A 22023-nucleotide genomic window follows, 5' to 3' on the forward strand; every position below is an offset into this window, starting at 1 on the left:
TGATGTGAACCTCGACCATGTATTCGTCTGCGGAAACCCGGCCCTCGACTTCGCCGCCACGCTCCGGGCGCGCCGTTCGGTGCGCTTCGAGATGTTCGTGACGCCGGACCGGCTGAACGCCTGGTACGTGGAGTCGGGCATCGTCGACGCGGTCTCGCCCGGCGAGGAGGCCGACGTCGAGCAGGCGAGGACCGTGCGCGAGGCCGTCTACCGGCTGGTGACCGCCCGGCGGCTGGGCGAGGAGTACGACGGGGCGGCGCTGACCGTCGTCAACAACGCGGCACGCAGGCCGCCCGCGGTGCCGCAGCTCACCCCGTCGGGACGCTGGACGCAGGCGACGCCGGAGGAGGCCCTCTCCCTGGTGGCGCGGCACGCCGTCGAGCTGCTGAGCGGGCCGGACGTGCCGCTGCTCAAGGAGTGCGAGAACCCGGAGTGCACCCGCACCTACATCGACCGCTCCCGGGGGATGCGCCGGCAGTGGTGCGGGATGGAGTCCTGCGGCAACAGGATCAAGGCAGCCGCGTACCGGGCCCGCAAGAAGACCGTGCCGTCGGCGGCCCGCTGACGCGCAGGTGCTCGATGCCGGTGTCGAGGGCCGCCCTGAGGTGGGTCGAGTCACCGGTGGACATCATGATCGAGACACCGCCCTGGATGCCCGCGAGCAGTGCGGCGGACGTGCGGTCGACGTCGAGGTCCGGTGACACCAGCCCGTTCTCCTGGAGGGCGCGCATGCCGCGGGCCAGCTGCTGCCGCCACTGCCGCATCAGCTCCGCGACGATCGCCCGTGCGCCGGGGCTGGACCGCCCGACCTGGAGGAACAGCGAGCCCAGGGGGCACCGGTCGCCCTGGAGTTCGTAGCGTGCCACCACCACGTCCCGCCACTGCCGCCAGGACTCCCAGGAGTCCAGCCGGCCCAGGTGCGGCTGCTGGTCCGCCAGGACGCGGTCCGCCTCGAACCGGGCCACCGCGAGCAGCAGGGCGTCCTTCCCGTCGGGGAAGTAGTGGAAGAGCTGGCTCTTGCTGGTACCGGTGCGGCTGCGGATGTCGTCGAGCGTGGTGGCGGCGACCCCCTGCGCACGCAGCACCTCGGCGGCCCCCTCGACGATCCGGGCCCGGGTGGCCCGCCCCTTCGCGGTCAGCTTCTCCGACATCCGGCTCTCCCTCCGAACTCCGGTGACGTGGTCCGCCCCGACGGTCGACTTTCTGGACTTGCCGGTCCATTTTATGCGACGCACAGTGGACCGCACACCGCGCGCCGCGGGACAACGGACTGAGGGAGACGGCGTCATGAGTGAACGGCTGCGGAACAAGACGGCCCTGGTCACGGGGTCGACGAGCAACATCGGGCAGGCCATCGCCGAGGCGCTCGCCGCCGAGGGGGCACATGTCATCGTCTCCGGGCGCAATGCGGAACGGGGCGCGCGGGTGGTGGCGGGGATCCGCGCCGCCGACGGCCGGGCCGACTTCCTGGCGGCGGACCTCGACGGCAGCCCGGAGGCTTCCCGGGACCTGGCCGCCCGGGCCCGGGAGACCCTGGGCGGGCGGATCGACATCCTCGTCAACAACGCCGGCATCTATCCGTCCCCGGGCACCACCGCCACCGACGAGAAGACGTTCGACCAGGTCTACGCGGTCAACGTCAAGGCGCCGTTCTTCCTGACCGCCGCCGTCGCCCCGGCGATGGTGGAGGCCGGCGGTGGGGCGATCATCAACCTCGGCTCGTGGATCGCCCGGCTCGCCGTCCCCGTCGGCGCGCTGTACAGCTCCACCAAGGGGGCCATGGAGACGCTCACCCGGGCCTGGGCCGCGGAGTTCGGCCCCCAGGGGGTGCGGGTCAACGCCGTCTCACCGGGCGTGATCCTGCCCCCGACCCCGCCGGGCGCGCAGCCCCACCCGGGCGAGGTCATGATGAAGGGCACCCCGGCCGGTCAGGTCGGCACCCCGGACGCCATCGCCCATGCCGTGGTCTGGCTGGCCGGCGACGAGGCGTCCTTCGTGCACGGCACCGTGGTGGATGTCGACGGGGGCAGGACCGGGGTCGCCGTCATCGCCGCGTAGCGCGGCCGGCCGGTGCACCGGCCGGCCGGGCGTCGGGGAGCGGATCACGGCCCGAGCCGTCGCCCCTTGCCGGTCGCCGCTAGTGCAGACCGATCGCCGCGCAGTCCGCCGCGTACTTCGGGGTGCAGATCTGGTCGACCGAGTAGACGCCGTCCGCGACCACCGTGTCCTTGATGTTGTCCCTGGTGAGGGAGACCACCGGCACGAGGGTCGCGGGGATCTTCCGCCCGCTCGAACCTTCGACCGTGTCGCGGGTCAGCGCGTCGTACTGGATGTCCTTGCCCTGCACCTTGTACACCGCCATCTCGGCGGCCTGGGTGGCCTCGTCCAGGAACGACTTGTAGACGGTCATGTACTGCTCGCCCGAGACCACCCGCTGCACCGCGTCCAGGTTGGCGTCCTGCCCGGTGACCGGCGGGATCCGGGTGGCCCCCGCTTTCTTCATCGCGTCGATGACGGCGCCCGCCATGCCGTCGTTGGCCGAGTAGACGGCGGCGATGTTGTTGAGGCCGACGGTCCGGATGGCCTTCTTCATGTTCGCCTCGGCGACCGCCGGCGACCACTTGTCGGTGTCGTACGCCTTGGCTATCCGGACCTTGTTCCGGAGTTCGTCGAGGGCGCCGTCCTTGAAGCTCGCCGTGTTCGGGTCCGCGGGGTCGCCGTTCATCATGACGATCTCGCTGGTCTCGGCCTTGCTGCCGAGCGCCGCCGTGATGGCGCGGCCCTGGACCTCGCCGACGAGTTCGTTGTCGTGGGAGACGTACGCGTCGACCGGGCCCTGGGCGAGACGGTCGTAGGCGATGACGGGGATGTCGGCGTCCTTCGCCTTCCGGACCTCCGGCGCGATGGCCTTGGCGTCGACCGCGTCCACCAGGATGATGTCGACCTTCTGCTCCACCATCCGCTGGAACTGCCGGCTCTGGGTGGCCGGGCTCGACTCGGCGTTGGCGTAGACGACCCTGCCCTTGCCGTGGGTCAGGGAGGCGACCTCCTTCTTGAATATGGGGTGGTCGAAGGCCTCGAACCGGGCGGTGTCCTTGTCGGGCAGGAGCAGACCCACCGTGATGTCGTCGCCCTTCGTCGCGGTCGCGGAGTCACCGCTCCCGCCGATGCCGTCGACGACGCCGCACGCGGTGAGCGCGAGAGCGGACGTGAAGCCGGCCAGGGCCAGGGCGATACGGGGCACGGGGGTGCCGAAGAGGACAGGAGCGCTCACACCAGGCGCCTTCCGAGTGGGGGGAACATCATGCGCAACCGACGATGTGAAGGAAGCAAACGCGGAGCGGACTTGCGCGTCAAGCCGTGAGGGCAGCCGCCCCGTTGGGCGGTACCGGGCACATCGGGGCGGCAACGGGTGACAGAGCGGGGGTTGTTGCTGGTCAGGGCGGTGCGGACGGGAGGGCGAGCGACAGGCCACCGAATGTGCGGATTTCGGTGGGCCTGAGGCGAGGAACGGTGAAGGCCGTGTGACGCCCTGGCCGCTTCGCGACCGCTATCGCCGGTAATCAGCCCGCTCGCCGGTCCCGGCGCCCGACTCGGAGCCCGGCTCGGAGCCCGACCCGGAGCCCGGCGCCGGCTGCCCGGAAGCGGTGTGCGCGGGCGGCGCCAGGGCATGGAGCGCGGACAGCGCGCCGTTCGTGATCGGGGACGGTGGCGCCGACTCGGGCGGGACGGCACGGAAGGCGCTCGGGGGCAGGCCGTAGACCGCGCGGAACCGGCGCGAGAAGTGGTACGCGTCGGCGAAGCCGCACTGGACCGCGATGGCACGCAGCGAGAGGTTGCTCAGCCACAGCAGTGGTTCGGCGCGCGCCAGACGGAGCCGTTCCAGCGCTTCCACGGGGCCGGCGCCGAGACGCCGCCGGCAGATCCGGCACAGCGTGCTCTCCGAGACCCCGGCCGCCCGCGCCAGCCGCCCCAGGGCGAGCGGCCGGGCGACACCGTCCGACCAGTGGGCCCGGACCGCGGCCATCATGGCGACCAGCGGCGGGGGGAGCGTGCCCGCGCCGGTCTCGGGGCCGGGGCCGTGCACGAAGGTGAGGAGCAGCAGCCGCAGCGTCTCCTCGGCGTGCCGCTCCCAGCCCGGCGGGCGGCCCGCGCCGAGCGTCAGGAGGTACTGGCAGAGCGCGGCCATCGGATCGCCCCGCCCCGTGAGGTCGCGGACGACGGGCCAGCCGGTGTCGTCGGGAGGGTGTGCGCCCCGTGCGGCCGGGGGCAGCCGGAAGTGCGTGTAGCCGTGCCGGGTGGGCCGGTTGGGGTCCCAGTGGAAGGTGTCGCGCATACCGGGTCGTACGAGCAGCAGCGCGCTCGGCGTCAGCGGCACGGTCAGATCACCGCAGACCCAGCGGGCGCTGCCGTGCAGCAGCCAGACGAACTCGTACGACCCCGCGTCCCGGGGGCCGAAGACCGACCCCGGCGGGTAGTCGGCGACGGCGGGACCCAGCCGGGCGAGGAGCGCGGGCGCCAGGAGCGGGACGGACCCGGCGTCCTCCGTCATGGCCTCACCGGTCGCAGCCCCCGGACCGGTCGCGGCGTACCCGGGGGGTGCGGATGCCGGTGGTGCCCTTGTAGGCGTACGGGTCGCTCCCGGCGACCAGCACGACGTCCCGGAAGTCGGCCTGGGCCATCGGTGTTCCGGCGTCGGGGGGCGCCCAGGGAAGCAGCGACGAGGCGCTCATGTAGTGGTTGACCAGGGCTCGCCGGAAGCCCCGCCGGCCGGTGTTGGGCAGCGACTTGTGCAGCAGGTAGCCGTTGAAGAGCAGTACCGATCCGGCGGCGATCTCGACGGGTACGGCGTCCGTCTCGTCGTACGGGAAGCCGTAGGACTGGACCGTGCAGTCGTAACGGGCGTCGTCGTGCTCGCGGTTGGGGTAGATGACGCCGGGCCGGTGCGAGCCCGGCAGCACCCACAGGCAGCCGTTGTCGACGGTGGCGTCGTCCAGGGCGAGCCAGGCGGCGGTCAGGGACCGGTCCCGGGTGGGGATGAACATCTCGTCCTGGTGCCACGCCTGGCCCGGCCTGCCCTCGGACTTGACGAACAGCATCGACTGCATCGACTTGACGTCGGGTCCGATCACCTCGGTCAGCGGCCCGACGACGGCGGGATGGCGCATGGTGTCGAGCATGAGCGCCGACAGCTTGTGCGGATAGTGCACGCACAGGAACCGGCGCACGGTGTCGTCGTCGCTCTCGCCCGCCACCGGCACCGGCGCCCCCTCGACGGCGCCCCGTTCGCCACGGCAGATGCGTACGGTCTCCGCGCGCAGCTCCGCCACCTCGTCCGGTGTCAGGGCGCCCGGCAGCACGGCGTAACCGTCCCGGTCGAAGCGGGCGGCGAGATCATCTTCCACGGTGGCCCGGACGGTCATCGCATTCCCTTTCCTGCCGGAGCGCCGGCGGCACGACGGAGAACGGCCGTGATCCCGATGTTCCTGAACGGCCCGCCCGCCTGCCATGGCTCGCCCGCGCACGAGGATGGCGAATCCTGTCACCCGGCCTGATCGAAATGCGCGGGAAACGGTCCCGGCAAAGGGAGTTCACGCGTCTTGACGTGTTTCGCGACGCCCGAGTAGCGTCACTCGGCACCTGTTAATACGTATTAACCGGGGGTGCTCATGGTCCCTCCCGAACGGCGTAGACGCTCCACCCAGCGGGACATCGCCCGGCACGCCGGCGTCTCCCAGGCGACGGTGTCACTGGTGATCAGCGGCGGTGCGGCCAGTGCGCAGATCGCGGAACCGACCCGCCGGGCCGTGCTGGCGGCGGCCGAGGAACTGGGCTACGCGGCCAATGTCGCCGCACGCAGTCTGAAAGGCGGCCGGAATCGGCTGCTCGGGCTGTACACGTTCGAGTCGGTCTTCCCGACCGACCAGCGCGATTTCTACTATCCCTTTCTGCTCGGCGTGGAGGCGGAGACGGCCCGGCAGGGATACGACCTGCTGCTGTTCTGTTCCGGCGGGGGCGGATCCGGTCCTTCGGCGGCCGAGCGGTCGATCTACGTCGGCGGCGCCAACCGGCTGAAGATCGCGGACGGTTGTGTGCTGCTCGGCCGGAACGTCCGCCGCGAGGAACTCTCCGCCCTGGTCCGGGAGGACTTCCCCTTCGTCTTCGTCGGCCGCCGCGAGGTGGACGACGGTGAACTCTCCTACGTGGCCGCCGACTACGTCTCCGCGACCGCGGCACTCGTCGCCGAACTGGCGCTTCTCGGCCACCGGCGGATCCTGTATCTGCGGGCCCTGGAGGACAGCGAGCCCACCCGGGACCGCGAGGAGGGATACCGGCGCGGGCTCGCCGAGGCCGGTCTCGACCTGGACGAGGCGCTGATCCGGAGCCTGGCCGACCCGGCGGACCTGACGGTCGAACACGTCGAGGACTGGATCGGCGGGCTCGGGATCACCGCGCTGCTGGTCGAGCCGGCCGAGGACAACCGGCTCACCGAGGCGCTGGCGACGATGGCCGGCACGGAGCGCATCCGGTTCCCGGCGGACTGCTCACTGGCCCTGCTGGGCGATCCGCCGTCCTGGACACCGGAGTTACGGAACTGGACCCGGTTCTCCCTGCCCCGCGCGCAGATGGCGGGTGAGGCCGTGCGGCTGCTGATCGAACTCCTCGACCAGGAGACCTGCGAGCCACGACAGCTGACGGTGCCCTGCGCGTTCGTGCCCGGCGACTCGATCGGACCGGCCCCTACCGACGGGAGGCCCGGCGCGTGATCCGGATGATCGTGCACCGGCTGCTCGTCGGCGTCTTCGTGATGTGGGGCGCCGCCTCGCTGATCTTCCTCATCGTCCGGGCCGCGCCCGGCGACCCCGCGACCGTGCTGCTCGGACCCGACGCCGACCAGAGCCAGATCGACAGCCTGCGCGCCTCGCTCGGACTGGACCGGCCGCTCGGCGCGCAGTACCTGAGCTACCTCGGCGACGTCTCCCGCCTCGACTTCGGCGAGTCGCACCGGCTCGGCAGGCCCGCCATGGACGCGGTCCTCGACCGGCTGCCCGCCACCATCGACCTCACGCTGACGGCCACCGTGATCGCGGTGATCGTGGGGCTGACGCTGGGCATGCTGGCCGGCGGACGGCCGGGCGGCGTGGTGGACCGGGTGGTGTCGGCCTGCACGATCGCCCTCCAGTCGTTCCCCACGTTCTGGATCGGCATCATGCTCGTGCTGGTCTTCGCCCTGGGCCTGCGCCTGCTGCCCAGTTCCGGCTCCGGCACGCCCCAGCATCTGGTGCTGCCGGCCGTCACCCTCTCGTTCCCGTTCATCGCGATCATCGCCCGGCTGACCCGGACCAGCCTCGCGGAGACGATGCGCGAGGGCTACATCCAGACCGCGCTCTCCAAGGGACTGACCGGACGTCAGGTGCTGCTCGGGCACGCCCTGCGCAACTCGCTGATCCCGGTGGTGACCGTGGTGGGCGTCCAGGTCGGGGCGCTGGTCGGCGGCGCCGTGATCGTCGAGAACGTCTTCGCCTGGCCCGGCCTCGGCTCGCTGGTGGTGGACGCGGTGGCCAACCGCGACTACGCCGTCGTCCAGGGCGCCACCCTCCTGGTCGCCGGCATCGTCGTCGTCCTCAACCTGGTGGCCGACCTGCTGATCGCCCAGCTGGACCCGCGGATCCGGACGGGAGCCGTCTGATGGCCGACCTCGCCACCGCCCCCGAGACGCTGCCGGCGGCCCCGCCGCGGGCGCGGCGCCGCGGGCCGCTCTCCCGGATCCCCGCCGTGGTCGTCGGCTGCTACCTGCTGGTCGCCGCCGTGGGACCGCCGCTGATCCACTACGACCCGGTGCACACGTCCCTGGACGACCGGCTGCTCTCCCCCGGCTCCCGGACCTCCACCGGGGGCACGGCCTGGCTGGGCACCGACGGGCTCGGCCGCGACCTGCTGGCCCAGATCGTCTACGGGGCCAGGACGTCGGTGCTGATCGGCGTGTCCACGGTCGCCCTCTCCTGCCTCGTCGGGGTCCTCCTCGGTGCCGTCGCCGGTTACTTCCGCGGTGCCGTGGACGCCGTACTCGCCCGGGTCTTCGACATCCTGCTGGCGTTTCCGGCGATCCTGCTGGCGATCGTGATCGCGGGCGCCTTCGAGCGCAGCGTCCTGCTGGTCGTCCTCGCGCTCTCGGCGACCGGCTGGATCACCTTCGCCCGGGTCACCCGCGGTGTCGCGCTCTCCCTCAGGGAGCGGCCCTGGGTCGACGCGGCCCGGGTGCTGGGGGTGCCGGGCCGGAAGATCCTCACCCGGCACGTCCTCCCGTTCACGGCGGGGCCGGTCGTGGCCCTCGCCACCCTCGAGTTCGCGCTGGTGGTGCTGGCGGAGGCCGGTCTCAGCTTCCTCGGCATCGGGCTGCCCCTGTCGACCGTGTCCTGGGGGCAGACCATCGCCAACGGCAAGGAGTACCTGGAAACGCAGTGGTGGATATCCACCCTGCCCGGCATCGCCCTGTCCTTCCTGATCGTCAACGTCGGCATCCTCGGCGACCAGCTCACCGCCCGCTACGGGCGGGGCCGCTCCGACTGAACTTCCCGGACTTCGCGCACCGCTCTCGTTCCCAGACAGGAGCACCTCCATGACCAAGACGCGTGCGTACGGGCGGAGCCGGCTGATCCGGCTCGCCACCACCTGCACGGCGGGCGCGGCCCTCCTCGCCGCCTGCTCGACGGCCTCCGGCGGCAACGGGGGCGGGGCCTCGGGCGACGTGACGGTCGCGGGCACCTACCCGATCGAGAGCCTGGACCCGCACGGCGCCCAGGGCGCCTCCACCGGGACCCAGCTGGCCGCCCAGGAGATCTTCAGCCGACTGGTGAAGCCCACCGCGGACGGCACCCTCAAGGGCGACCTCGCCAGCTCCTGGAAGCCCAACAGGGACGTCACGCAGTGGACGTTCACGCTGCGCTCCGGCGTGACCTTCTCCGACGGCTCCCCGCTCGACGCCGACGACGTGGTCGCGTCGTTCCAGCGGATGATCACCCTGAACGGCCCCAACGCCGGCAACTTCCCCGGCTACACCATGACCAAGGTCTCCCCCACCGAGGTGGTCCTCAGGAGCCCGGCGCCCGACGCGTCCGTCCCGGGCAAGCTCGGCACCTTCTACGTCATCCCCTCCGGCGTCGGCAAGGAGGACACCGCCTTCTTCAACCACCCCGTGGGATCGGGCCCGTTCACCGTCGACGGGTTCACCCCGGGCCAGTCGCTGGTCCTGGTGCCCAACAAGAAGTACCGGGGCACGAAGCCCGCGCTCCACCAGGTCACCGTGCGCAACGTCCCCGACCTGTCGTCACGCCTGACCGCGCTGCGCACCGGCGAGGTGGACGTCGTCTGGGGCATCCCCGACGACCAGCTCGCCGCGCTGAAGGGCGACAAGGACCTGACCGTGCGGACGGTGCCGAGCAGCGCCGAGTTCACCATGTGGTTCAACTCCTCGACCCCCGCCCTCAAGGACGCGAAGGTACGCAGGGCGATCTGGCAGGCGGTCGACTTCAGGACCATCATCGCCAAGCTGTATCCGGAGACCGGCGAGCCGGCCGACGCGCCCGTGACCGGCGTCGTCCTCGGCCACGTACCGCAGTCGCCGGTGGCCTACGACCCGGCCGCCGCCAAGGCCGCGCTCACCGCCGCGGGCTTCGACTTCTCCAAGAAGCTGCGGCTCCAGTTCGCCAACGACGAGTTCCGGCCCTTCATCCAGGCCGTCGTCTCCGACCTGCGGAAGGCCGGCGTGCAGGCGGACCCGCTGGAGAAGGAGCAGGCCACCTTCACCGAGGACCTGATCGCCCTCAAGTGGGACATCAACTTCCAGCAGCTGGCCACCCCCAGCTACGACGCGGCCAGCAACCTCGGCCGCCTCTACACCTGCGCCGCCAACCGGATGGGCTACTGCAACAAGCAGCTGGACGGACTGCTGGCGTCGGCGGGCGCGACGGCCGACAAACAGAAGCGCACCGACCTCTACGGCCGGGCGAGCCAGATCATCTGGCGGGACGCCGTCGGCATGTACCCGATGTCGGTCAGCATCGCCTACGCGTGGAACAGCGACCTCAAGGGCTTCGTCCCCGACGCCAGCGGCCTGCCGGACTTCGCCGGCGTACGGACCGACGGCTCGTGACCCCCGCCGGAACCGCACCCGAACGCGGGGCCGCCGCACCGGCCCCGCCCGCGACCGACGGGCCGCCGCTGCGCGTCGACGACCTGGTGGTGGAACTGCCCGGCCCGCACGGCACCCGGGTACGCGCGGTGGACGGCGTCTCCTTCGACGTGCCACGCGCCACCACCGTCGGGCTGATCGGCGAGTCGGGCAGCGGAAAGACCATGACCGCGCTCGCGGTCCTGGGCCTGCCGCCCGAGGGCGCCACCCTGGCGGGCCGGCTGCTCTGGCACGGCGAGGACCTGATCGCCGCCGACCCGGCCCGGCGCCGGGCCGTGCGCGGCCGGGAGATCGCGATGATCTTCCAGGACCCGCTCGCCGCGCTCAACCCGACCCAGCGGATCGGCCGCCAGGTCGGCGAGATCCCCCGTCGTGACCGGCTGCCGCGCGCCGAGGTGACCCGCCGGGTCGTCGAACTCCTCGGCCGGGCCGGTGTGCCGGACCCGGAGCGCCGGATGCGCGCCTACCCGCACGAACTCTCCGGCGGCCTGCGCCAACGCGCCATGATCGCCATGGCGTTGGCGGGCCGGCCCACCCTGCTGCTCGCCGACGAGCCCACCACCGCGCTCGACGTCACCGTGCAGTCCCGGATCCTGCGGCTGCTCGCCGACATCCGGACGGCGGACGGCCTGTCGATGCTGCTGGTCAGCCACGACCTGAGGGTCGTGTCGCACGTGGCCGAGCAGGTCGTGGTCATGTACGCGGGGCGGGTCTGCGAGCGCGGCCCCGCCCGCGACGCGCTGCGGCGCCCCGCCCACCCCTACACCGCCGCCCTGGTCCGCAGCGTGCCCGCCGTCAGGACCCGCACCGCCCTCGCCGACCCGCTGCCGGGCGCCCCGGCGACACCGGGAAACCGGCCGGCCGGCTGCGCCTTCCACCCACGCTGCCCGCTCGCCCGCGCCCGCTGCCGCGCCGAAGTACCGGAGGTGCGGGAGGTGGCGCCGGGCCGCCGGAGCGCCTGCCACTTCGCCAAGGAGGTGCTGGGTTCGTGAGCACGAGTGAGGCCCCACTCCTCGATGTGCGTGATCTGCGCGTCAGTTACGGCGGGCGGGGGCCGGGCCGCCGGGGCGGCCTGGTCGCCGTCGACGGGGTGAGCCTGTCGGTCGCACCCGAGGAGACACTCGGCCTGGTCGGCGAGTCCGGCTCCGGCAAGACGACCGTGGCCCGGTGCGTGGCCGGACTGCTGCGGCCCGGCGCCGGGACGATCGCCTTCGACGGCCGGCCGCTCGGCCGCGCGGGACGCAGGCCCCCCGAGTTGCAGCGCGCGGTGCAGATGGTCTTCCAGGACCCGCGTTCCTCCCTGAACCCGCGGATGACGGTCGCCGCGATCATCGCCGAGGTGTGGCGCACCCATCCGGTCACCGCGCCCGACGGCGACCGCACCGAAGCCCTGCACCGGCTCCTCGCCGACATGGGGCTCGACCCCGAGGTGGCCTCGCGGCGCGCGGGCGACCTGTCGGGCGGCCAGTGCCAGCGGGTCAGCATCGCCAGAGCGCTGGCGGTACGGCCCCGGCTGCTGGTCTGCGACGAGGCGGTGTCGGCGCTCGACGTGTCGGTGCAGGCCCAGATCCTGCGGCTGCTGGTGGACCTGCGGGGCAGGCACCGGCTCGCGATGCTGTTCATCTCCCACGACCTGGGGGTGGTGCACCAGATCGCCGACCGGGTGGCGGTGATGCACCGGGGCGTCCTCGTGGAGGAGGGCCGGACCGCCGAGGTGCTGACCGCGCCACGGCACGCGTACACCAGGGCCCTGCTGGACGCGGCCCTGGACCTGGACGACTCGGTGCCCGGCGACGGCACCGCCGACGACAAGGCGGTCGTATGAGCGAGAGGCCCGCCGCGGTGACTCCGGCGCCGACCGGCTGGAACACCTGGGACGTCCGTACGCACACGGGTATGAGCAGGCTGCCGAGCGGCCCACGGGTGCGGTTCGGCCTCCTGGGCCCCGACGGCCCGGTCCTCGACGGCTTCACCTGGCGCGACGGCCTCGACCGCCTGGGCCCGCACACCGTGGACGGCAGCTACGCCGAGGTGACGGTACGCGCGGCCGGCCACCGCCTGCGCCTGGCCTTCGCGGGCGGCCCGGGGGACGTGCTGGACGCCCGCGCCGAGAGCACGGGCCTGATCGTCCTGTCGGTGGAGGGCCTGGACGCCGTCGAGGAGCCGACGGGCCTGACGACCACCGTCCGCGCGGGCGGCACCCGTTGGACCGTCTCCGTCTCGGCGCCGGCCCGCAGGATCGAGGGCCCGGCGGGGGCGCTGACGCTGGCATTCGACACCGAGGCGGGCGAAGGTGCCGTAGATCTACGGATCACCTCGGCCACATCGGCGCCCCTCAGAGGCGCGGGGAACCGCGCGACCAGCCACAACGGCGCGGCAGCCGACCGACGGCAGAACATCACGGCGCCCACAGCGGGGCGCCTCGCGGCCCACCGCGCCGCCGCCGACCGGACCCGGCTCTGTTCCACCGGCTGGCTGGGCCCCGCCGCCGACGCCCTGACCAGGGCCGTCACCTGGAACACCGTCTACGCCCCGGACATCGGCCGCGTCCTGACCCCCACCTCGCGGGACTTCGTCTGCGCCGAGCGCAACGGCTTCTACGGCACCTGGGCCCTGCACGCCTGGGACACCTTCTTCACCGGCCTCGCCGCCTCCGCGGTCGACCGGGACTACGCGCGCGGCATCTTCGGGCAGATCCTCCCGTACGCGGACGCGGCCGGGATGATCCCGAACCGGATCTCGGACGAGCGGGGCCGCACCGACGACCGGTCGCAGCCGCCGGTGGGCGCAGTCACGGTCCACCAGGCCTACCTGGCGGGCGGCCTGTCGCCCGGGACCCGCGACACGACCCTCCTCGCCGACACCTTCCCGGCGCTGCTGGCCTGGCACGACTGGTGGCCCCGGGCCCGGCGCGGACCGCACGGGCTGCTCGCCTGGGGTTCCGACCCGGTCCCGGACGACCCCGCGTCGGCGACCCTGGACCGGGCCAAGCGGGAGTCGGGACTGGACGATTCGCCGATGTACGACGAGGCCCGCTACGACCCGGCGACCCACACCATGGATCTCGCCGACGTCGGCCTGAACGCCCTGCACATCGCCGACGCCGAGGCCCTGGCGGAGATCGCCGGCATCCTGGGAGACGGTGCGACGGCCGACCGGCTGCGCGCCGAGGCCGCCACGGCCAGGGCGGACGCCGACCGGCTGCTGTGGGACCAGGAGCGCGGCGGTTACCGCAATCTCACGGCAGCGGGTGCGCACGATCCGCATGTCTCGCCGACCATGCTGTACGCGCTGCTCGGCGGGTTGCCGGACGCCGACCGTGCGGCGGCCATGGCCGCCGACCTGCTCCGGCCAGAAGTACTGGGCGGGGAGCGCCCGTTGCCCAGTGTGGCGCGCAACGACCCGGGTTTCGCCGCCACCTACTGGCGCGGCCGGATCTGGGCGCCGATGGCCTATCTCGCGGTACGCGGGCTACGGCGGTACGAACTCACCGAGTTGAGCCGGCCGGTGGTCGGGGCCCTGCTGCGGCTCTTCCTCGACGAATGGCGGGAGTACGGGCATGTCAGGGAGAACTATCCGGCCGTGGCGGGCGAGAACCTGACAGGCCTCCAGAAGCGGTCGGACGGGCTGATGGCCTGGGGCGGGCTGCTGGCCTATCTGGCCTTCGGCGAGCTGGCCGACGCGCGGACCGACGGCTGGCGGTTCGCGCACCCGGGCGAGCCCGCCGAGCTGTGCAACCTGCCGCTCGGTGAGGGCCGCCTGGACGTCCGGGCGGCCGACCGGCTCACCGTCGGCCTCGACGGACGGGTGCTGCTCGACATGGCGCCCGGGGTCGTCGTACGCGGCTACCGGCTGACCGGCGACCGGGTGAGCGGGACCGCGGAGGGTGTCGGCGACGTCCTGGTCGCCCCGCCGGGCGGTGGCCCGCCCGTGCCGGTGGACGTGCGGGGCGCACCCCGGAGCTTCGTGTTCGGCCCGGACCGCGGGCGTGACGTACAGGACGGGAGCGGGACATGAGCGCGGAGACGTCGGCGGCCGCGGACATCCTCGTGGTGGGCGGGGGCCTCGGTGGGGTGGCCGCCGCGCTGGCCGCCCTCGACCGGGGGCGGTCGGTCCTGCTCACCGAGGAGACCGATTGGATCGGCGGTCAGCTCACCAGCCAGGGCGTACCGCCCGACGAGCACACCTGGATCGAGCAGTTCGGCGCCACCCGCACCTACCGGGCGCTGCGCGAGGCGATCCGCGACCACTACCGCAGGTGGTATCCGCTCACCGAGGAGGCCAGGCGGCGCCGGTATCTCAACCCGGGTGAGGGGCGGGTCAGCGCGCTCTGCCACGAGCCGAGGGTGGCCGCCGCCGTACTGGAGGCCATGGTCGCGCCCTATGTGGCGGCCGGCCGGCTGCGGATCCTGTACGGATACCGGCCGGTGGCCGCCTCCGTGGCCGGCGACCGGGTGCGGTCCGTGCTGGTCGAGGGCCCGGACGGGGCCGGGGTCGAGGTGTCGGCGCCGTACGTCCTGGACGCGACGGAACTCGGCGACCTGCTGCCGCTGACCGGCGCCGAGCACGTGACGGGCTTCGAGTCGCGTCGGGACACCGGGGAGCCGAGCGCGCCGGAGGAGGCTCAGCCGGCCAACATGCAGGCGTTCTCCTGGGTGTTCGCCGTCGACCATCTGGCCGGGCAGGACCACACCGTCGACCGCCCGGCCGGTTACGACGCCTGGGCCGCCTACCGCCCCCCGCGGTGGCCGAACCGGCTGCTGAGCCTGAGCGCGCCCGACCCGAGGACGCTGGAGACCGTGGAGCGCGGCTTCACGCCGAACGCCGATGCGGCGGGGCCGGTCGTCGCCGACCAGGGCAAGGACGCGGGGGACAAGGAGCTGTGGGAGTTCCGCCGGGTGGTCTCCCGGAAGCTGTACCGGCCGGGCTTCGCGGCGAGCGATGTGACCATCGTCAACTGGCCCATGATCGACTACCTGCCCGGGCCGCTGATCGGGGTGGACGACAAGGAGCGGGACCGGCATCTGGCGGGGGCCCGTGAGCTGAGCATGAGCATGCTCTACTGGCTGCAGACCGAGGCACCCCGCCCCGACGGCGGCACCGGCTGGCCGGGACTCCGACTGCGCGGCGACGTGTTCGGTACGGCCGACGGGCTGGCGAAGGCCCCGTACATCCGGGAGTCCCGGCGGATCGTGGCCCGGCGCCGGATCGTCGAACAGGACCTGTCCCTGGCCGTCCGGGGCGAGCGGGGCGCGGTGCGCCACCCGGACTCCGTCGGCATCGGGATGTACCGGATCGACCTGCACCCCTCCACCGGCGGCGACACCTACATCGACGTCGCCAGCAGCCCCTTCCAGATCCCGCTGGGCGCCCTGCTCCCCGTACGGCTGCGCAATCTCCTGCCGGTGTGCAAGAACATCGGCACCACCCACATCACCAACGGCTGCTACCGCCTGCACCCCGTCGAGTGGAACATCGGCGAGGCGGCCGGATCACTGGCGGCACACTGCCTCGACAACCGCCTGGAGGCCGACCAGGTGTACGAGGACGCCGAGTTGCTGAGCCGCTTCCAGACCGAACTCACCCACGCCGGAGTCGAACTGGCCTGGCCCGAGGTCAGGGGGTACTGATGGGCGACCAGGAAAGGAACACAGAGAGGGAAAGACAGGTCGACCTGAGTGAAGCGCCCCACAGGGGCGCGGGGAACTGCGCGGCCAGCCCCCACGGCGCCGCAGACGACCGACGGCAGCTCGACGGCCGCGCGCTCCTGACCGGCGTCACCGTCCCCTTGGTCACACCGATGGACCGGCCAGGGCGGCCCTCGGCCGCGGCGGCCGACGCCCTGCTAGGCGCACTGGCCGCGGCAGGCGCCCGCGGCGTCATGCTCTTCGGCAGCAACGGCGAGGGCCCGCTGCTCCCCACGGCGGAACTGGGCGAGTTCGCCGTGGGGGTCGCCAGACGCTGGCGCCAACTGGTCGACGGCGGCCCGGTGCTGATCAACGTCACCGCACCCGGCACCGCCGGGGCGCTGGCACGGGCGGAGGCCGTTCTGCCCGCCGCACCGGACGCGCTGGTGCTGAGCCCGCCGGTCTACTTCCACCACCGGCACGACGAGATCGTCGCCCACTACGCGGCCCTGGCCGGCCTCGGCGTTCCCGTCGTCGCCTACAACGCCCCCCGCTACAGCAACCCGCTCACCCCCGCCCTGCTCGACGAACTGACCGGCCTCGCCCACCTCGTGGGCATCAAGGACAGCTCGGGCGACCCCGCGCTGTTCGGCCACGCCCTCACCGCGGCCCGGCGGCGCGACGACTTCGGGGTCGGCCAGGGCGCGGAGCGGCAGGCACTGGACGCGCTGCGCCTCGGGGCCGACGGGGTGGTCCCCGGGGTGGCCAACCTGGCGCCGGGCGCCGCCGTGGAGCTGTTCCGGGCCCACCGCGACGGCCGGGACGGTGACGCGCGCCGCGCGCAGCAGCTGCTCGACCGGGTGCTGGCGCTGCACACCGTACGACCGGGAGTGCCGGCGGTGAAGGCCGTCCTCGCCGCACGGGGGCTGTGCCCGCCGCATGTCGCGGCCCCCTTCACCCCGTGCTCCGACGAGGAACGACAGGCCCTGCTCGACCTGCTCGCGCCGATCGACGCACATCTCATACGCGCCTGATCCCGCACCCTCCCCGCTCCCGACCGGTACCCGCCGGCTCCCGTTCCGCCGTACCGCCTCCTCCGTACCGCCCGAAAGGGGTGGCCCACCATGTCCGACAACGGACCGCAGCGCACCGCCATGAACCGCAGATCCTTCGCCCTGGGCGTGGCCGGCGTCTCCGCGGCCGCCGCGTTCGGGCCCGCGGCCCTCGGCTCCCCGGCCCACGCCGCCGACCGGGCCTCCGGGTCCGGCCGGCCCGGCACCTTCTTCGAGGAGCAGACCCTCTGGGACTCCGTCGCGGGCCCGCTCGTGAACTACCACGTGCACGCGCTGGCCGTGCTGCCCGACGACACCGTCCTGGCCGTCACCGAGGGCCGGCACGAGGTGTGCGACGCCGGGCCGCGCGATCTGCTGCTGCGCCGCAGCACCGACGGCGGCCGGACCTGGGAGGAGAGCCGCACCCTGGTCGCCTCCGTCGACGGCGAGTCCTGGGGCAACCCGGCGCTGGTCGTGGACCGGCGGACCCGGGAGGTCTTCCTCTTCTACATGCTCTCGCTCCGGCTGCCGGAGAACACCTCCTGCTCGGGCGACTCGGGCGACCTCTACCTGATCTCCAGCCGGGACAGCGGCCGGACCTGGGGCGAAGCACGGCACCTGGCCGGCCTGTTCGACGGGTTTCCCTACGACTGGGCGCTGCACGGCCCCGGCCCGGGCCACGGACTCCAGCTGAGATCCGGCCGGCTGCTGCTCAACTGCCTGCACCGCAGGGTGATCGTCGGCAACACGGTGGCCGAGCGGTACTACGGCGTGGCGCCGGTCTACAGCGACGACCACGGCGCCACCTGGCAGGCGGCCGGCGAAGTGCCCGTACAGGTCGCCTACCCCATCAACGAGGCGCGGATGGTGCAGCGCGCCGACGGCAGCGTGCTGGTGAACGGCCGGGCCGCGGCGGGCGGTGAGGGGCAGCGGATCGTCTCCGTCAGCGAGGACGACGGTCTGACCTGGTCGCAGCCCGCGCTCGACGGGGGCACCGGTTCGATCAACGCGGTGGACGCGAGCCTGCTGCGCCACACCGGCGGCCCCGGCGGCCACGACACCGACCGGGTACTGTTCAGCCGCCCCGACTCCCCCGTCAGACGCAACATGACGGTGTCGGTCAGCTACGACGAGGGCTACTCGTACCGGTACTCGCGGGTCGTCAACGAGAACCGCGCCTTCTACTCCGACCTCGCCCACCTCTCCGACGGCACCGTGATCCTGCTCTACGGCTGCGACGGCGACTCGGCGAGCGTCCCGCTGCGGGTCAACGTCTGCCGTTTCTCGCTCGACTGGCTGACCCGCGGCCGCGACAGCCTGCGCCACGGCCCCCGCTACCGGGAGACCGTCGTCGCCCTGGCCGCCACGGACCGCGAGATCACGGGCGGCGGCACTGTGACCACCGTCGGCGACCCGCTGGCCCGCGGCGGCGAACGACTGGTCTTCACGCCCGCACAGGTCGGCGACACGGTCCGGTTCACGATCCGGGTGCCGCGCACCGGCGAGTACGAGCTGCTGCTGCGCCACCACCGCTCGGCGGACGGCGGCCTCGTCACCGTCACGGTGGACGACGGCACCGGGCTGCCCGCGTACGCGATCGACACCACGGCGCAGACGGCGGCCGGCTTCGACCTGGCCCACCTCGGCGCCGCCCGGCTGCGCGCCGGACGGCACACCGTGCGGTGCGCGGTGACGGGGCCCGGCAGGGGTGGCGGAACCCTGCTGGGCCTCGACTCGCTCAGCCTGATCGAGGCGCCGGGCTCGGCCGACGTCCGCGCGGAGGTGGTCGTGGACAACGACCGGCTGGGCTTCGAGGTGGTCTCCGGCAGCTGGCCGACGGCGACGGCGGATCCCGGCTTCTGGTCGGGCAACTACCGCACGGCGCCCGCCGGTCCGGGCACGCGGAAGGTGCGCTGGCGGCCGGTCGTACCGCAGGACGGCGGGTACGAGATCCAGGCGTCGTATCCCCCCGCGGCCACCCGCGCGAGCAACGCCCCGTACACCGTCGTGCAGGCGGACGGCACGGCCACCACGGTCCGGGTCGACCAGCGGGCGGCGGGCGCCACCGACCCGCGCGGCGGCACCTGGGTCTCCCTGGGCGAGTACCACCTGCCGGCCGGTCTCGGCACGTCGGTCGAGCTGACCAACGACGCGGACGGGACGGTGGCCGCCGACGCGATCCGCCTGCTGGGGCCGCGGACCTGAAGTCCCGCGGTCCGGCGGTCCCGCGGTCCCGCGCGAGGATTGCCGACCGGGCCGCGATGCCCCTTCCGTCGACCGGAGTTGCCGCTGTTGCCGCTGCCCGTGCTGTCCGGATCTACTGATGTCCGGAGTTGCCGTGTCCGGAGTTCTGGGCCGCGCTCACGATGAGGTCGGTGACCTCCTGGGGGTGCGAGATCAGGGACACGTGCGAGGAGTCGATCGCCACGGTCTTGCGCGCGTGGGCGCGCTTGGCCTCGTACTTCTCCAGGCTCGGGTTGATCGCCCGGTCCTGGTTGCCGACGAGGACGTAGACCGGCTTGTCCCGCCAGGCCGCCGCGGTGAGCTTGTCGGTGAACGCGGACTGCGCGATCGGGCGCTGCGTCGCCGCCAGGACGGCCGTCTGCCGCTGCGGGAGATCCTGGGCGAAGGTCGCGCGCAGCTTGGCGGGCTGGATGTACACGTCCGTGCCGGTGGTGCCGTCGCCGTTACGGAACGGGACCGGCTGGAACGCATTGGTGAGCGGGACTGCCGGGAACTTGCTGGAGAGACTGGAGAACGACTCGCCCTTGTCCGGCATGATCGCGTTGATGTAGACCAGCGCCTTGACGTTGTCGAGCCCGGCGGCCGCCTGCGAGATCACCTCGCCGCCGTAGGAGTGTCCGACGAGGACGATCGGCCCCTTGATGGTCTTCAGGAGGCTGTTCAGATACGTGGAGTCCTGGGGTATCCCGCGCAGCGTGTTGGGCGGCGCGACGACCTGGTAGCCGTCCGCCTGCAGGCGCTGCGCCACCGCGTTCCAGCTGGACCCGTCGGCGAACGCTCCGTGCACGAGCACCACGGTCGGCTTCTGGCCCGCCGGGGCCGCGCCGGAGCCGTCCGCCGCGTGCGCCGGCACCACGGTCAGGGCGGCGAGCACCGTCACTCCCAGGGCCAGCCTGCCCTTGCCTGATTTCAAGATCCCAGAGGCGGTCATGTGCTTCCACTTCCTCGACGTACAAAGCTCGACGTGCACAGCGAAATGGGAGGCCCGAAGGGTCGACATAAGGGGGCCAAATCAGCCTAGTACCCTATCGACGGCGGTCAAGCGGAGACCCCCACTCATAGTCGAGCGGCAATTGATCTGCGCTTCTGAAACGCATTTCACGGACGTCACGATCCGTGTTCCGCGATATCGGTATCCGTACCTGCGCGCGCACGGGCCGGTCACCGGTTGCCGCCCCCGAGGGACCCGCTCAGACTTGTTGCATACCTCCAATCAGCCACGGAACTTCCGGAGTTTCCCATGGCCAAGATCCTGTGTGTGCTGACCGGCGCCAGCTACTGGACGCTGAAGGACGGGCACCGACATCCGACCGGCTACTGGGCCGAGGAGTTCGTGGCGCCCTACAGCGTGTTCACCGATGCCGGACACGACGTCACCGTGGCAACTCCGCACGGTGTCGTGCCTGTTGTGGACACGATGAGCCTGGAACCGCGGATGGCGGGCGGCGAGGAGAACTCCCTCCGCGAGGAGGCCGTGATCGAGAAGGCGGACGAGCTGCGGCACCCCGTCTCCCTCCAGGACGTGCGCCTCGAGGACTACGACGCGGTCTACTACCCCGGCGGACACGGCCCGATGGAGGACCTCTCGGTCGATACCGAATCGGGGGAACTGCTGCGCAGAGCACTGGCGTCCGGTAATCCGCTCGGCATCGTCTGCCACGCCCCGGCGGCACTCCTCGCGACCCGGGACGCGAACGGCGAGACGCCTTTCGCGAACTACCGTCTGACGGGTTTCTGCAACGAGGAGGAAGCCGGCGTCGGATTCGCCGACAAGGCCAAGTGGCTGCTGGAGGACGAGCTGAGGAAGCTGCCCACCGAGTATTCGCGGGGCCCCGCCTGGGAGCCGTACACGGTCTCGGACCGCAACCTCTACACCGGGCAGAACCCGGCCTCCTCGGGCCCGCTCGCCGAACAACTCGTCAGCGTCCTGTCCGCACCGGACAGCTGAATGATTCATGGCCCACGGTCCCCTTCGGCGGCGTCCAGCGCAGTGGCTACGACCGCGAGCTGTCCGGCCTCGGCATGCGCGAGTTCATGAACGCCAAGACCGTCTGGATCGGCCAGGACGCCTGAGACCCCCGGAGGAAGGAACCATGACCCGTGCCGGTGTCGCCGCCGCGCGTTCGAGCACGGCGGACCTGGCGGAGATCGTGCTGCGGACGGACGACGAGCAGTGGGAGCTGCCCTCGGCATGCGCCGGCTGGCGGGTCATCGACGTGATGGCCCACCTCGCGGCACTCGCCTCCGAGGCGGTGGACCCGCCGCCGCCCGACCCGTCACTGCCGACGAACCGCGAGCGCTACCACGACCTGCGCGTCGACGAACGCCGGGGCCGGAGCCATGCGGAGGTCCTGGACGAGTGGCGGCGCAGCACCCCCCTCCAGCTGGACCTGCTGGAAGCGGCCCAGGAGCCGCCCGCCGCCGGCGAACCCGTCGAGGTGGCCGGGCTCGGGACCTATCCGCGTCACCTGCTGGCGAACACCATGGCGTTCAACGTCTTCTGCCATCTGCGCAACGACCTGCTCGCCCCGGACGGCCCGCTCCCCTTCGTCCTGCCGGAGCCGACCGACGAACTGGTCGCCCCCGCCGTCGACTTCATGCTCGCCGGGCTCCCCCAGATGCAGGGCCCCGAACTCACCGCCACTGTCGGCAGCCCCCTCGTGCTGGACCTGACCGGTCCGGGCGCCACCACGGTCACCGTCCTTCCCGCGGCCGGTCCGGACGGGCGGCTGACCGTGGCTGCCGGCACGGACGCGGAGGCGACGACGCGGATCCAGAGCACGGCACTCGACTTCATCGCCTGGGCCACCACCCGCAGACCCTGGCGCGACCACTGCCGCATCACGGGAGACGCCGCCACCGCCACACCGTTCCTCGACTGCCTCGACATCGTCTAGCAGAGGCCGCT

19 protein-coding genes are annotated in these 22023 nt (G+C 72.6%); 14 read left to right on the forward strand and 5 right to left on the reverse strand.

Going from position 1 to position 22023, the window contains the following annotated elements; translation table 11 throughout:
* Window positions 1-4: 4 nt before the first annotated feature.
* Window positions 5-565: a CGNR zinc finger domain-containing protein gene (locus ACWDGI_RS23095; RefSeq protein WP_450761825.1), complete on the forward strand. Its 561-nt coding sequence runs from the start codon at window positions 5-7 to the stop codon at window positions 563-565.
* On the opposite strand, the gene ACWDGI_RS23100 is transcribed toward ACWDGI_RS23095, so the two are convergent.
* Complete coding sequence (locus ACWDGI_RS23100) at window positions 510-1151, reverse strand: TetR/AcrR family transcriptional regulator (protein WP_450761826.1); 642 nt, start codon at window positions 1149-1151, stop codon at window positions 510-512. The genes ACWDGI_RS23095 and ACWDGI_RS23100 overlap by 56 nt on opposite strands.
* Window positions 1152-1287: 136 nt before the next feature.
* On the opposite strand from ACWDGI_RS23100, the gene ACWDGI_RS23105 reads away from it, so the two are divergent.
* Complete coding sequence (locus tag ACWDGI_RS23105; protein ID WP_450761828.1) at window positions 1288-2058, forward strand: SDR family NAD(P)-dependent oxidoreductase; 771 nt, start codon at window positions 1288-1290, stop codon at window positions 2056-2058.
* A 79-nt stretch (window positions 2059-2137) separates the two neighbouring features.
* On the opposite strand, the gene ACWDGI_RS23110 is transcribed toward ACWDGI_RS23105, so the two are convergent.
* From ACWDGI_RS23110 to ACWDGI_RS23120, 3 genes are all read right to left on the reverse strand, one after another.
* Window positions 2138-3274 (reverse strand): sugar ABC transporter substrate-binding protein, encoded by a 1137-nt coding sequence (locus tag ACWDGI_RS23110; RefSeq protein WP_450761830.1) that lies wholly within the window; start codon window positions 3272-3274, stop codon window positions 2138-2140.
* 276 nt (window positions 3275-3550) lie between these two features.
* The gene (locus ACWDGI_RS23115; protein WP_450761832.1) at window positions 3551-4552 is read right to left on the reverse strand and encodes a helix-turn-helix transcriptional regulator; all 1002 of its coding nucleotides are present in this window, start codon (window positions 4550-4552) and stop codon (window positions 3551-3553) included.
* A gap of 4 nt (window positions 4553-4556) precedes the next feature.
* Entirely contained in the window at window positions 4557-5423 is an 867-nt protein-coding gene (locus tag ACWDGI_RS23120; protein ID WP_450761833.1) for a phytanoyl-CoA dioxygenase family protein, read from the reverse strand.
* Between the two features lie 246 nt (window positions 5424-5669).
* On the opposite strand from ACWDGI_RS23120, the gene ACWDGI_RS23125 reads away from it, so the two are divergent.
* The 10 genes from ACWDGI_RS23125 to ACWDGI_RS23170 all read left to right on the forward strand — a co-directional run bounded on the left by ACWDGI_RS23125 (window position 5670) and on the right by ACWDGI_RS23170 (window position 19076).
* Entirely contained in the window at window positions 5670-6767 is a 1098-nt protein-coding gene (locus tag ACWDGI_RS23125; protein ID WP_450762000.1) for a LacI family DNA-binding transcriptional regulator, read from the forward strand.
* Window positions 6768-6772: 5 nt separating this feature from the next.
* Complete coding sequence (locus tag ACWDGI_RS23130) at window positions 6773-7690, forward strand: ABC transporter permease (protein WP_450762002.1); 918 nt, start codon at window positions 6773-6775, stop codon at window positions 7688-7690.
* A complete protein-coding gene (locus ACWDGI_RS23135) occupies window positions 7690-8571 on the forward strand; it encodes an ABC transporter permease (RefSeq protein WP_450761835.1) in 882 nt (293 codons plus the stop codon). The genes ACWDGI_RS23130 and ACWDGI_RS23135 overlap by 1 nt, the downstream gene beginning before the upstream one ends.
* A 49-nt stretch (window positions 8572-8620) precedes the next feature.
* Window positions 8621-10153, forward strand: a complete 1533-nt coding sequence (locus ACWDGI_RS23140; RefSeq protein WP_450761837.1) for an ABC transporter substrate-binding protein — start codon at window positions 8621-8623, stop codon at window positions 10151-10153.
* The gene (locus ACWDGI_RS23145) at window positions 10150-11184 is read left to right on the forward strand and encodes an ABC transporter ATP-binding protein (protein ID WP_450761839.1); all 1035 of its coding nucleotides are present in this window, start codon (window positions 10150-10152) and stop codon (window positions 11182-11184) included. Before ACWDGI_RS23140 ends, ACWDGI_RS23145 begins: the two co-directional genes overlap by 4 nt.
* The gene (locus tag ACWDGI_RS23150; RefSeq protein ID WP_450761841.1) at window positions 11181-12017 is read left to right on the forward strand and encodes an ATP-binding cassette domain-containing protein; all 837 of its coding nucleotides are present in this window, start codon (window positions 11181-11183) and stop codon (window positions 12015-12017) included. Before ACWDGI_RS23145 ends, ACWDGI_RS23150 begins: the two co-directional genes overlap by 4 nt.
* On the forward strand, window positions 12014-14209 hold the full coding sequence (locus tag ACWDGI_RS23155) for an MGH1-like glycoside hydrolase domain-containing protein (protein WP_450761843.1): 2196 nt from the start codon (window positions 12014-12016) through the stop codon (window positions 14207-14209). Before ACWDGI_RS23150 ends, ACWDGI_RS23155 begins: the two co-directional genes overlap by 4 nt.
* Complete coding sequence (locus tag ACWDGI_RS23160; RefSeq protein WP_450761845.1) at window positions 14206-15822, forward strand: FAD-dependent oxidoreductase; 1617 nt, start codon at window positions 14206-14208, stop codon at window positions 15820-15822. Before ACWDGI_RS23155 ends, ACWDGI_RS23160 begins: the two co-directional genes overlap by 4 nt.
* Window positions 15822-16853 carry a dihydrodipicolinate synthase family protein gene (locus ACWDGI_RS23165; RefSeq protein ID WP_450761847.1) on the forward strand — a complete coding sequence of 344 codons (1032 nt, stop codon included), beginning with the start codon at window positions 15822-15824 and terminating at the stop codon, window positions 16851-16853. The genes ACWDGI_RS23160 and ACWDGI_RS23165 overlap by 1 nt, the downstream gene beginning before the upstream one ends.
* Window positions 16854-16943: 90 nt before the next feature.
* Complete coding sequence (locus tag ACWDGI_RS23170; RefSeq protein ID WP_450761849.1) at window positions 16944-19076, forward strand: golvesin C-terminal-like domain-containing protein; 2133 nt, start codon at window positions 16944-16946, stop codon at window positions 19074-19076.
* A gap of 112 nt (window positions 19077-19188) precedes the next feature.
* Here ACWDGI_RS23170 and ACWDGI_RS23175 read toward each other — a convergent pair whose 3' ends face one another.
* Window positions 19189-20046 (reverse strand): alpha/beta fold hydrolase, encoded by an 858-nt coding sequence (locus ACWDGI_RS23175; RefSeq protein WP_450761851.1) that lies wholly within the window; start codon window positions 20044-20046, stop codon window positions 19189-19191.
* Window positions 20047-20355: 309 nt separating this feature from the next.
* On the opposite strand from ACWDGI_RS23175, the gene ACWDGI_RS23180 reads away from it, so the two are divergent.
* Both ACWDGI_RS23180 and ACWDGI_RS23185 read left to right on the forward strand, forming a co-directional pair.
* Window positions 20356-21063, forward strand: a complete 708-nt coding sequence (locus tag ACWDGI_RS23180) for a type 1 glutamine amidotransferase domain-containing protein (RefSeq protein ID WP_450761853.1) — start codon at window positions 20356-20358, stop codon at window positions 21061-21063.
* 145 nt (window positions 21064-21208) lie between these two features.
* The gene (locus ACWDGI_RS23185) at window positions 21209-22012 is read left to right on the forward strand and encodes a maleylpyruvate isomerase family mycothiol-dependent enzyme (protein WP_450761855.1); all 804 of its coding nucleotides are present in this window, start codon (window positions 21209-21211) and stop codon (window positions 22010-22012) included.
* Window positions 22013-22023: the final 11 nt, after the last annotated feature.

The organism is Streptomyces sp. NPDC001220, assembly GCF_053597895.1.

Coding starts and splice junctions, on each gene's coding strand:
- ACWDGI_RS23100 (WP_450761826.1), bottom strand. CDS start 1,151: ATGTCGGAGAAGCTGACCGCGAAGGGGCGGGCCACCCGGGCCCGGATC.
- ACWDGI_RS23105 (WP_450761828.1), top strand. CDS start 1,288: ATGAGTGAACGGCTGCGGAACAAGACGGCCCTGGTCACGGGGTCGACG.
- ACWDGI_RS23115 (WP_450761832.1), bottom strand. CDS start 4,552: ATGACGGAGGACGCCGGGTCCGTCCCGCTCCTGGCGCCCGCGCTCCTC.
- ACWDGI_RS23120 (WP_450761833.1), bottom strand. CDS start 5,423: ATGACCGTCCGGGCCACCGTGGAAGATGATCTCGCCGCCCGCTTCGAC.
- ACWDGI_RS23125 (WP_450762000.1), top strand. CDS start 5,670: ATGGTCCCTCCCGAACGGCGTAGACGCTCCACCCAGCGGGACATCGCC.
- ACWDGI_RS23130 (WP_450762002.1), top strand. CDS start 6,773: ATGATCGTGCACCGGCTGCTCGTCGGCGTCTTCGTGATGTGGGGCGCC.
- ACWDGI_RS23135 (WP_450761835.1), top strand. CDS start 7,690: ATGGCCGACCTCGCCACCGCCCCCGAGACGCTGCCGGCGGCCCCGCCG.
- ACWDGI_RS23140 (WP_450761837.1), top strand. CDS start 8,621: ATGACCAAGACGCGTGCGTACGGGCGGAGCCGGCTGATCCGGCTCGCC.
- ACWDGI_RS23155 (WP_450761843.1), top strand. CDS start 12,014: ATGAGCGAGAGGCCCGCCGCGGTGACTCCGGCGCCGACCGGCTGGAAC.
- ACWDGI_RS23160 (WP_450761845.1), top strand. CDS start 14,206: ATGAGCGCGGAGACGTCGGCGGCCGCGGACATCCTCGTGGTGGGCGGG.
- ACWDGI_RS23165 (WP_450761847.1), top strand. CDS start 15,822: ATGGGCGACCAGGAAAGGAACACAGAGAGGGAAAGACAGGTCGACCTG.
- ACWDGI_RS23170 (WP_450761849.1), top strand. CDS start 16,944: ATGTCCGACAACGGACCGCAGCGCACCGCCATGAACCGCAGATCCTTC.
- ACWDGI_RS23175 (WP_450761851.1), bottom strand. CDS start 20,046: ATGACCGCCTCTGGGATCTTGAAATCAGGCAAGGGCAGGCTGGCCCTG.
- ACWDGI_RS23180 (WP_450761853.1), top strand. CDS start 20,356: ATGGCCAAGATCCTGTGTGTGCTGACCGGCGCCAGCTACTGGACGCTG.
- ACWDGI_RS23185 (WP_450761855.1), top strand. CDS start 21,209: ATGACCCGTGCCGGTGTCGCCGCCGCGCGTTCGAGCACGGCGGACCTG.